7 protein-coding genes are annotated in these 11005 nt (G+C 73.5%); 1 reads left to right on the forward strand and 6 read right to left on the reverse strand.

All coding sequences use genetic code 11. The features are described from left to right. Window positions 1–14: 14 nt before the first annotated feature. The 4 genes from O3438_RS06440 to O3438_RS06455 all read right to left on the reverse strand — a co-directional run bounded on the left by O3438_RS06440 (window position 15) and on the right by O3438_RS06455 (window position 6771). Window positions 15–2111 carry an amino acid transporter gene (locus tag O3438_RS06440; RefSeq protein ID WP_269679049.1) on the reverse strand — a complete coding sequence of 699 codons (2097 nt, stop codon included), beginning with the start codon at window positions 2109–2111 and terminating at the stop codon, window positions 15–17. An 88-nt stretch (window positions 2112–2199) separates the two neighbouring features. After that, window positions 2200–2601 (reverse strand): hypothetical protein, encoded by a 402-nt coding sequence (locus tag O3438_RS06445; RefSeq protein ID WP_269679050.1) that lies wholly within the window; start codon window positions 2599–2601, stop codon window positions 2200–2202. 364 nt (window positions 2602–2965) lie between these two features. Then, the gene (locus tag O3438_RS06450; RefSeq protein ID WP_269679051.1) at window positions 2966–3736 is read right to left on the reverse strand and encodes a DUF5995 family protein; all 771 of its coding nucleotides are present in this window, start codon (window positions 3734–3736) and stop codon (window positions 2966–2968) included. 137 nt (window positions 3737–3873) lie between these two features. Next, window positions 3874–6771, reverse strand: a complete 2898-nt coding sequence (locus tag O3438_RS06455) for a helix-turn-helix transcriptional regulator (protein ID WP_269679052.1) — start codon at window positions 6769–6771, stop codon at window positions 3874–3876. A 193-nt stretch (window positions 6772–6964) separates the two neighbouring features. Between O3438_RS06455 and O3438_RS06460 the strand changes: the two genes are divergently transcribed. Continuing rightward, complete coding sequence (locus tag O3438_RS06460; RefSeq protein ID WP_269679053.1) at window positions 6965–9271, forward strand: adenylate/guanylate cyclase domain-containing protein; 2307 nt, start codon at window positions 6965–6967, stop codon at window positions 9269–9271. 255 nt (window positions 9272–9526) lie between these two features. On the opposite strand, the gene O3438_RS06465 is transcribed toward O3438_RS06460, so the two are convergent. Continuing rightward, window positions 9527–10072 (reverse strand): YciI family protein, encoded by a 546-nt coding sequence (locus O3438_RS06465; RefSeq protein ID WP_269679054.1) that lies wholly within the window; start codon window positions 10070–10072, stop codon window positions 9527–9529. Between the two features lie 58 nt (window positions 10073–10130). Further along, a complete protein-coding gene (locus O3438_RS06470) occupies window positions 10131–10946 on the reverse strand; it encodes a class I SAM-dependent methyltransferase (protein ID WP_269679055.1) in 816 nt (271 codons plus the stop codon). Between the last annotated feature and the right edge of the window lie 59 nt (window positions 10947–11005).

Raw genomic sequence — 11005 nt, forward strand, 5'->3', positions numbered from 1 at the left:
ACGGGCCACCCCGATCAGCCGCCGACGTGGATGCCGGGGCGTCGTAGCGGGTCCCGCTCGGTCCGGCGGATGATCTCGCGTACCACCGGCGGGGTGTCCCCACGGCCGAGAATGAGATAGCGCGCCAGGTGCGCGATCGGACTCCCCTCCGACCACTCGAAGTGCGCGTGCGGTCGCACGCCGGTCGCGTCCCGCAGGGCCAGCAGGATCGCGGCGATCGCGTTGGGCGCGGCCGGGCTGCTCGCCCGCAGCACCCGGAAGCCACTCACCTCGATCCCGTGCACCCGCAGCACCTGACTGAACTCCGACGGGTCGACCACGTCGATCTCCAGGAACAGCACGTCGGCGGCCCCGGGGACCGGATTCATCCCGCGCTGCGCCCGTTCCTTGACCGTGTACTCCTTCACCGATCCCTTCTGCCGCTTGTTCGCGATCAGGTGCAGCTGCCCGTCATGGGCCAGCGACTCGGTGATGAACCGGCGGGCCGGTTCGTCGAACTCGATCCGCTCGGCCCGCAGCTCGGTGGTGCGGGTGACCCGGGACACCAGCGAGACGGCGATGATGCCGAGGATGAACAACGCCGAGATGGTGATCCCGTCCGGCTGCTCGATGACGTTCTCGACCAGCGCGTACAGCAGCACCAGCGTCAGCACCGTGAAGCCGATCGCGCCCACGCGCTGGTGGCGGCGGGCCGCCGCGATCGTCACCGCCACCGCGCCGGAGACCATCATCGCCAGGATGCCCGTGGCGTACGCCCCGGCCTGCGCGTTGACGTCGGCCCGGAAGGCGATCGTGAGGCCGACGCTGACGACGGTGTACACGATCACCACCGGGCGCACCGCCCTCGCCCACTCCGGCGCCATGCCGTACGAGGGCAGGTAGCGCGGCACGATGTTGATCAACCCGGCCATCGCCGACGCGCCGGCGAACCAGAGGATGAGCACGCTGCTCACGTCGTAGACGGTGCCGAAGGCCTCGCCCAGATAGGTGTGCGCCAGGAACGCCAGCGCCCGCCCGTTCGCGCCGCCACCCGGCCGGAACTCCTCCTGCGGGATGAGCGCCGTGGTCACGAACGTCGTCGAGATCAGGTACACCGACATGATCAGGGCCGCGGTGGTGAGCAGCCGACGCGTGTTGCGGATCCGGGCGGCCAGGCGGGCCTGCTTGTCCGGCCCGTCGGCCGCCACCAGCGGCATCATGCTGACCCCGGTCTCGAAACCGGACAACCCCAGCACCAGCAGCGGGAAGGCCAACACGGCGGTGAGCAGCACGTGGCCCGGTCCGCCGCCGGTGGTGGTCAACGCGGCCGTCCAGTCCGACACGATGCCCGGATCCTCGACGATCCGGGCCACCGCCACCCCGACGATCACCGCGTTGAGCGCCAGGAAGATCGCGACGAGGGGGATGGCGACGACCACCGCCTCGCGGAACCCGAGCAGGAACACCCCGCCGAGGATGAGCAGCAGCACGACGGTGACCGCGACCGGCACCAGGGCGCCCTCCGGGGCGTCCGGCAGGTACGGGTTCTCCAACAGGTGCACCGTCGCGTCGGCGGACGAGAGCGTGATCGTGATGATCCAGGAGGTCGCCACGAAGCCGAGCAGCACGAGGACGAAGATCTTGCCCCGCCAGAACGGCAGCAACCGCTCCAACATCGCCACCGAACCCTGACCGTGCGGGCTCTCGTGGGCCACCCGCCGGTACATCGGCAACATGCCGAACAGGGTGAGCGCCACGATCAAAAGGGTCGCCAGCGGGGAGAGCGCGCCGGCTGCCACCGCGGCGATGCCCGGCAGGTACGACAGCGTGGAGAAGTAGTCCACCCCGGTCAGGCACATCACCTGCCACCAGGCGTGCCGGCGGTTCTGCCCCTCGCTCGTCTCCGGCCCGGGCGGCTGCACCTGGTGCTGGAAGAGCCACCGGCGCAACGGGCTGGCCGGCGGCGCCGAACGGGCCGGGGTGGCCACGCGTTCGGGCACCACCACCCCGGGCCGGCCGCCCGGGTGCGGGCGGGCGGGGTCACGGGCAGCCCGCAGCGCCGGGTCCGGCCCGGTCGGCGCGTGGCGGCGTCCACCCCAGCGTCGGGCTCTCGCCCGGTGCTCGTCACCCATCGTCAGTCCCCACCCTCACCGGTCCTGACCCGACGGTAGGCGGTGGCCGGGCGCCCGGCCGGGCGAACCGGGGACGTGAACGCGCTGCTCAGGACAGGTCCGGCACGGCGAGCAGTCGGGCCAGCGCAGGAGGGTCGGCGACAGTCACCGTCGCCGCCGGGTGCCGTACGCGCTCGCCGGGCACCAGGGCCGGCACCGGCGCGCCGAAGCGCAGACAGATGCCGCCCGCCGTGCTGCTGCCGAAGCTCGCGCCCCGGTCGACCATCGACACGTGCGGGCCGATCACCCGCCACCAGCGGTACGGGCCGCTCAGCTCGACGGCGATCACGTTGGCCCGGGCGGTGCGCAGCCGCCACGGCCCGTACCGGATCATCAGGTCCCGGTCGGTCACGGCGACCCAGGCCGTCGCCGGGCGGACACCCACCAACGCCAACACCGGACGGAACACCGGATCGAAGCGGAACGGGAACCGCGTCGCGACGTCGGTCACCGGGCACCCGGCCGGGCGGTGGGTCGGGACACCGGGCCACCCGGGCGAAGGGGCCCGGGCCGCGCGGGCCGGGGTCGGGCGGCGGGCCGCCGCCGGGCCAGGACGGTCATGGCGCGGGCGTACCCGTTACGCGCCCGCCGACACCCCGGAAATTCCGCGCCGTCGACGCCCCCGCCCCACCGCCGGCCGACACCCCCCGGGCCGGCCGACGGTGGCAGACGGTCGACACCCCCCGGGCCGACCGGCTGTACCCCCCGGGCCGACCTGACGTCGGCCGACCCCCGGGGGTGGGTGGAGCTGGTGGGATGCGCCCCCGCGCTCCGCCGCCCCCCACGGGGCGGAGCGCGGGGACCCCCCGTCCCGACTACTGCAGGAACGCCCCGAGGGGCGAGAGCAGCAGCCGGCCGAGCGCTGCGGCGTTGTCGTCCAACCGCAGGCGCTCACACTCGCGGGCGTCCGGATCGTGCCGGCACCGCCAGATCTTCTGTGCGTTACGCCAGGCGACATCGCGGGTGTACTCGACCAGTTCCCCCTGGTACCAGTCGTCGATGTCGCCGTTGAGCATGTCGATGAGCAGCTGCCACCGCTCCAGATAGCCCCGGCGCAGGCCGGGGATCTTGTCGGCGAAGATGTTGTTGATCTCCAGGTAGTCGTGGTGCTGGTCGCTACCGTCGACCGGCTCCGACTCCAGGTGGTCGAACGTCGTCACCAACGCGAACGGCAGGTCGAAGTTGATGTGGGCGTTCACCCCGGCCGCCGCCGAGGGCAACGGACGGGCGTCCGGCCCCCGCATCCGCTCGAACAGGCACGACCAGGCCTTCGGGGTGCCCGGGCTGGAGTCGGTCCACAACCGCATCGCGTCGAAGTACCGTGCGGCGAACTCGACGTCGAGCCGGGACAGGAACGCCGGATCGACGAAGCGGTCCTCGTACAGCCCGTCGAGCACGCTGCTGGTGATGGTCAGGTAGAGCTTGTTGAAGTCGGCGAGGGGGCAGCTGTCCTCCAGCGGAGGCAGCCGCACCAACAGGTCCTGGAGCTTGGTGAGGTGATCGACCACGGCCGGCACGTCAGCGGGGTGGTCGGCCAGCAGGTCGACGATGTCCCGGTGCACGGGCCCCCAGACCGGTTCGATCATCTCTCCTCCATCGTGGTCGGCGGCATCCCCCGTGCCGTCGTCGACGCGGCTCAGCCTTTCAGCCCGCACCCGTCGGCCGGATCAGTAGAACGACGTATCCCGGCACGCACAGGCGCGCCGGGATACGTCGTGGTCGGTCAGCCCCGGTGGTTGCGCAACTGGATCGCGCTGGCCTGGACGCGGGTGCGGACCTGCAACTTGTCGAAGATGTGCGAGACGTGCACGCCGATGGTCCGCTCGCTGATGAACAGCCGCTGCCCGATCTCCTTGTTGGTCAGCCCCTCCGCGACCAACGCGAGCACTTCCCGCTCCCGCGCGGTGAGCGCGGCCAGCTCGTCGTCGGACGCCTGGGTCGACGCCCCCCGCGTCGCGCCGGTGGGCTTCCGCTCCTCCAGCGACACCCGGGCCCGCCCGGCCAGCTCGCGGATCTCCGAGGTCAACGGCACCGCGCCCAACCCCTGCGCCACCTCGTACGCCTCGCGCAACAGCTTGCCCGCGGTCGCCAGCCGACTGCGGCGGGCCAGCAGCGCCTCGGCCTGCCGCAGCCGCGAGTACGCCGCCGGATAGGGGTGGTTACGCCGGTCCCACTCGGCGACCGACGCCGCCCACAGCTCCGGGTCGCTGCCGTCGAGGCGGCTGACCTCGGCGGCGCAGAGCGCCAGGAACCCCTCCACCACCGAGCGCACCGGTCGGGCCGCGCCGGCGCTCTTGCGCGCCATCCGGTCGGCGACGTCGCGCAGTCGGCGCACGGCCGTCGGGTCCACCTCCACGGTGCGGCTGACGTGCGCCTCCGCCTCGGCGCGCAGACCGTGCCAGACCAGGGCGGACAGGATCATCACGTCGTCGGAGCGGATCTCGGTGAGGCCGCGCTGCACCGCCGCCCGCGCCACGTCGTGCCGGCCCTCCCACATGGCCAGCCCGGAGCGCAGGGTGAGCAGCGGAATGACGTGCCGCGCCCCACCACCGGCGAGCAGGGTCGCGACCGCGTCCAGGTCCCGGCCGGCGGCCTCGATGTCGCCGTAGCCCACCGAGAGCCGGCACCGGGCGAGCAGCAACTCGACGGCGTCCGCACCGGACGGTCGGTGCCGCAGCGCCGCCGCGACCACCTTCTCCGCCTCGGCCCACTGGCCCACCCGGAACAACCCGTTGATGGCGATCGCCAGCAGCCGGGTGCCCCAGGTGCGGCCCAGCCCCAGCTCGGCCACCCGCTCGGCGCCCCGCCGGGCCACGACCACACCCTCCTCGAGGATGTTCAGCGGCCCGGTGAGCAACTCCGCCAGGTGCAGGTACGCGCAGGCCACGTCCTCGGGCTGGCCGGCGCGCTCGGCGGTGTCGAGGGCGTCGCGCATGACCGCCAGGCCGGCGTCCGGGTCTTCCAGGAAGGCGTCGCTGAAGCCCAGCGCCGAGCTGGCCAGCACGACCTCCGTAGCGGACCCCTCCACGTTCTCGGCCAGCGCCAGCGCCTCCCGCGCCCGCTCACCGGCGTCGGCGTACCGGCCCAGGTGCAGCAACAACTCGGCCAGGCGGGCGGCGGCCGCGGCCCGGTCGCGCGGCGAACAGTCCGCCGCCTTCAGCGCCCGCTGGTACTCCTCCTCGGCCAGCGCCGAGCGACCGGCGGCGGCCAGGTAGCGGGCCCGGCGGATGTGCAGCGCGCAGTTCGGTTCGCCGCCCTGGAGCGTGGCCAACTCCTCCAGCAGGGCCAACGCCCGGGCGTGCTCCCCACAGTGGTGGGCGGCCTCGGCGGCGTTGCCGAGCAGCTCGACCCGGTCCACGGCGAGCGGACCCGAGTCGGCGGCGAGCTGCAACGCCGCCGACCAGTGCCGGTGCGCCTCGGCGTAGCCGCCCAGCCGCTCGGCCTCCTGCGCGGCGGCCACCGCCGCCGGCAACGCGCGCGCCGGGTCACCGGCCAGTCGCCAGTGGTGTGCCAGCCGGGCCTGGTGCAGCTCCCCCGGCGCCGAGGTCAGCGCCTCGGCGTAGCGGCGGTGTAGCCCGGACCGCTCGGCCGGCAGCAGCTCGTGCGCCAGCACCTCGGCGACCAGGCGGTGCCGCAGCCGGTAGCCGTCGTCGGCGCCGACCAGCAGCCGGTGCGCCACGGCCGCGCGAGCCGCGTCGATCAGCTCGTCCTCGGGCAACCGCAGCACCTCGGCCAGCAGCCAGTGCTGCACCGGCTCGACGCCGGCGGCCACCGCGTGCACCACCGCGTGCGCGTGCTGCGGCAGCGCGTCGACCCGGTCGAGGAAGATCTCCCGCAGTGTCTCGGACAGACCGTCGCGGCCGTCGCGCAGGTCGCGGGCCAGCTCCTCGATGACGAACGGGTTACCGCCGCTGCGCTGCCACACCTGGTCGGCCGCGTCCCCGGACAGGGGTCGGCCGACCACCGCGGCGGCGAGCTCCTCGGTCTCGGTTCGGCCCAGCGGCGCCAGGTCGAGCACCCGCACCGTCCGCAGGCGACGCAGCTCGGTGAGCACCCGGCGCAGTGGGTGCGCGCCCTGCAACGACTCGGCGCGTACCGCTGCCAACACCGAGAGCTGCAGATCGCCCAGGCCGGCCAACAGGTAGAGCAGCAACTGCCGGGTGCTGCGGTCGACCCACTGCAGGTCGTCGAGGATCAGCACCAGTGGTCTGCCCTCGGCGATCAGGTGCAGCCCGCGCGAGACCCGCTCCAGCAACGCGCCCGCGCCGTCCGGGCCGGCGGTCTCGTCGGCGACCATCTGCAACAGCCCGCGTACCGCCGACGAGCTGCGCGCGCGAGAGGCGGACAGGTCGGCGTCGTAGCGGCGCAGCGCCTGCAACAGCGGGTGCAGCGGCGAGGCGTCGCCGATGTCCAGGCAGCTGCCGGTGAGCACCACGGCGCCCTGGTCACGCAACCGGTCACCGATCTCGCCCAGCAACCGGGTCTTGCCCACACCGCTCTCGCCGGTCAGGAAGACGGCGGCGGTCTGCCCGTGCGCCGCGTCACCGAGCAACGCGGATCGGACCGACCGCACCAGCTCGGCCCGACCCACGAGCGGTGCGGTGTCCACATCGCTGGCCATGGCACGCAGCCTAATCACAGGGCCCCGCACCGTTCTATGGCCATCCGCCGCTTGTGGTACTCCTCGCGTCGACTTTGCGACTAAAGGTTGCGGGTGGCCGACATACGTCGTTCTGCAGATCCCCCGTGGGCCCAGGGATGCCAATCTCCGGAGTCATCAGGCAGAAGCGGGAAGAAGGGCCGGTGCGATACCCATGACCAGCAGCATCGTCGTCATCGACCCGCAGCGAACCGGGACCGGACACTGGCCGGTGCCGGAGGAGAGACGCACAGTGACCGTCCTCTTCGCCGACATCGTCGGCTCCACGGGTCTGGTGGACCGACTCGATCCGGAGGACGTCCGCGCTCTGCAACGGGCCTACTTCGACACCGTCGCCGGCGTGCTGCACCGCTGGCAGGGAGTCGTGGAGAAGTACGTCGGCGACGCGGTGATGGCCCTCTTCGGCGCCCGGCACTCGGACGGCTTCGACGCGTACCGGGCGGTGCGCGCCGGGCTCGAGATCCAGGCGGCGCTGGACCGCCGGCCGATGGTCGGCGACATCAGACTGCGCGTACGCGTCGGTGTCGCCACCGGTGAGGTCGTGGTCGACCTGGGCGGCGCCGTCAGTGGCGGGCACGGCGTGGCCAGCGGCGCGGTGATCACCACAGCGGCCCGCCTCCAGGAGTACGCGGAGCCGGGTTCGGTGGCGCTCTGCGCGGCCACCGCACGGGCCACCGCCGGCCTGATCACCCAGCGTCAGCTGGCGGCGGTACCGGTCGCCGGACGGGTGCCTCCGATGCCCGTCTGGCACGCCGTCGGCCTGGTACGCCCCGGCACCGACCGCCACGACGGCCCGCTGATCGGCCGTCGCCGCGAACTGGCCACCATCCGCGACGAGGTGAGCGAGGCCATCCGCAAGCACAGCCCGAGGTGGCTGTCGGTGGTCGGCCCGACCGGCAGTGGCCGCAGCCGCCTCCTGCACGAGTTGACCCGGGGACTGACCACGGTGGACGGGGCGTCGGTGCGGTGGTGTGTGGCGACCTGCCAGCCGTACCCCGATCAAATCCTGGCCCCGGCCGCCGACCTGCTCCGCGGCCTCGCGGGCGTGCGGCACGGCGACGGCCCGGCCGTGGTCCACGACCGACTGGTCGCCGCCCTGACCTCGCTGTTCCCGCCGGAGCGCGTCGCGGCGGCGATCCCGGCCCTGCAGCGGTTCCTGACCACCCCGGACAGCTCGTCGGCGGCGCTGGCGGGGGCGGCGATCTGCCGGGACGTCCTGTTGCGCCTCGCCGCTCACCAGCCGCTGGTCGTCGCCGTGGACGACGTGGACCGGGCGGCGCCCGCGATGAGCCGTTTCCTGCACGCGCTGTTCGGCGCGGCGACGGCGCGCGGGTTGCCGCTCGCCCTGATCACAGTGCACCAACCGCAGTGGGCCGACACCCGGCCGAGCCCGGCGCGTCGGATGACGATCGGACCACTGGCGACTGTGCAGTCCGGTCGACTGCTGCGCCACCTGCTCAGCCGGGCCGGGCAGCCGGTGACCCTGACCGACCGGTTGCTGCCGCTGGTGGGGGGTCGCCCCGGGCACGCTGCGGCGTACGTCGCGTCGCTGGTGGACGGCGCCGACCCGGCGACGCTCCCCCTGCCCGAGGCGCTACGCCGGGTCGTCGGGGCGGAGCTGGACCACCTCGACGGTGAGCGGCGGGCGGTGCTGATGGCCGCCGGCACCCTCGGCGGGGTGATCTCCGGTGCTGCCGTCGACCGGGCCCTCGGCTGGACGCCCGGCCGGTCCGCGCCCGCGCTACGAGGGTTGGTCGCCGCCGGGCTCCTGCTCCCCCACCACAGCGGCGGGTACGCGTTCGCCGCGCCCGCGCTGCGTCAGGTCGCCGCCGAGCGCCTGCCTCGCGTGTTGCGGGCCGTCTTCGGTCGCCGCGTCGCCGGCGTCGCGGGCCTCGACACCGTCGAAGCCGCTGACCGCGCTGACACCGACCTGGCAGGCGGCCGATCGGGTACCGGCCGTGCGGCCATCGGCAGGTCGGCCGTACGACGCGCCGAGGTCGTGCCCCTCGACGCCGCTGGCGTCGAAAACACCAGCCTGGACACCGTTCGGGCCAGGAACACCAGCCTGGACACCGTTCCAGCCGGGAACGACCGCCTCGGCGCGGTGTTCACAGTGCCGCCCTCCGGGGCGCTGCGTCGACGCCCGCCACGACTGACGGTGGCCACCGTGCCGGCCGTGCCCACCGGTGGGATGAACCGATCGGCGGGCTCCCGCCGGCTCCGCGCCGTCGCGTCGGCGGGTGACGTGCCGCCGACGCACGGGTCCGCGACACCGGATGGTGCGGGCGGTCGTCGTGCGCCTGACGCCGACCGGGTCTCGGCGTCGATCCGCGCCGTGCCAGCGGCGCCGGAGTCAGCCGAGCACACCCTCGCCGGCGTCGGGGCTGCACCCGGGGCGGTGCGCACCCTGCCGGGCCCGCCGGTGGCCCGGTGGTCGGACGGCCTGGCCGCCTCCGCCTGAGGCTCCGTCAGCGGCCTAGGCCCTGTTTCACAAGAACTGGCCGGCCTGCGGCGGGCCCGGACGACGCCCGGCGGCGTTGCGGTTTCGTCCGGATACAACACCGGTATCCGGACGAAACCGCGCCTTGCCGGATCGCCGCCCGGACTCCGCCTCGGCTCGACCGCCCTTATGAAACAGGGCCTAGTTCCTTGATCGTTGGCAGCCGAGCAACTCGACACGCCGAGCAGCGCCCCGCTGAGCTGCCACGGTAGCGGGTCAGGTCGGTCGCCCGCCGAACCGCCAGTCGTGCACCTCGACGTCGGCGTACCGGTCCACGGTCAGGATGGCGCGGGCCGCGTCCTGGGACGACGCCCGGAGCAGCGCCGCGGTGCCCAGCCACGCGTCGCCGTCGTCGGACAGCAGCGGCCCGTACGCGACCAGCTCGTCCGGGTCAGGTGGCACGGCCAGGTCGACGGCCTGCCCCTCTCCGAGGCCGAGCACCAGGTACCTGTCACCGCCGGTCCGACCGCCCGGGAAGTCCCACATCGTGCGGCCCAGCGTGTTGCTCCACCGGCGCACCAGCACATCCCGGTAGACGCCTGCCTGGTAGTTGGGCTCGTCGAAGGCGAACGCCCGCGCGGCGGCCGAGTCGGGCAGGTCGACGATGTGCACGCTGCCGGTGGCGGTGTCACCGGACAGAGTCGGGCCGCGAGCGATCATCTCCGTCGCGAACCGGTCCATGTAGGACCAGTGCTCGGCCAGCAACTCGTCGCGCAACGCACCCGAGCCGGGCCGGTCACGGTGGTAGCACAGGAATTCCATGCCGCACATTGTCGACGCCGGTTCCCATCCCCGCCGGACCGAGGTCAGCCCAGCGGTGTCAGGGCACTGCCGCCGAGGCCAGCAGCGCCGCCGTGGGCAGCGCGAGCAGACCGTCCGCGTCCCGGTAGGGAGCGGTCACCTCGTCGTACGCGGCGCGGATGCGGGCCAGCACGTCCGGAGGTTGGGCAACCAGCACCAGGCCGGGCTTGCTGATGCCGTTGGCGGGGCCGCTCCACCACGCCTCGGGGTCGGTGCGATGCGCCCAGGTGATCGTCTCGCACCGCACGTCGGCGAGACCGGCGGCGTCGAGCAAACCCCCGAGGCCATCCGGGGTACGGGCGAAGTCCCGGTCCGCGTCCACCGTCGGGGCGGTCGGGCGGTCGACCCCGGCGGCATCGAAGACCTCCCCCCACAGGCTCTGCGCCTCGGGCGGCGGGTCGGGCCAGATCGTCACCGCGATCCGACCGGCGGGCCGGACGACCCGGCGCAGCTCGTCGATCGCCGCGCCCGGATCACCCACGTGGTTGATCACGAAGTTCGCCACGGCCGCGTCGAAGGATCCGGAGGTGAACGGCAGGCGGGGCAGGGCCGCGAGTCGCACCTCCTCGGCCGACGGGACACGACGGCGCGTCAACTCCACCATGCTCGGCTCGGCGTCGACGGCGACGACGACAGCGCCACGAGCGCTCGCCAGGCCGGCCACCGTCCCGGAACCGGTGCCGGCGTCGAGCACGCGGGTGCCCGCACCGATGTGTGCGGCGTCCAACAACGATGACGCCGGATAGGCGCAGAGCGCGGCGAGGCTACTGTCGTACGCGGCAGCCCGCCCGGACCAGTGCGACCGTACGTGCTCGTCGTAGGCAGTCGTCGTCATCGCCCCACCCCGTCGACGGTGATCATGATGTCGGCGTCAGGATATCGAAGGAGGCACGT

Origin of the sequence: Micromonospora sp. WMMC250, assembly GCF_027460215.1 — a bacterium.
GTDB classification, from domain to species: Bacteria; Actinomycetota; Actinomycetes; order Mycobacteriales; family Micromonosporaceae; genus Micromonospora; species Micromonospora taraxaci.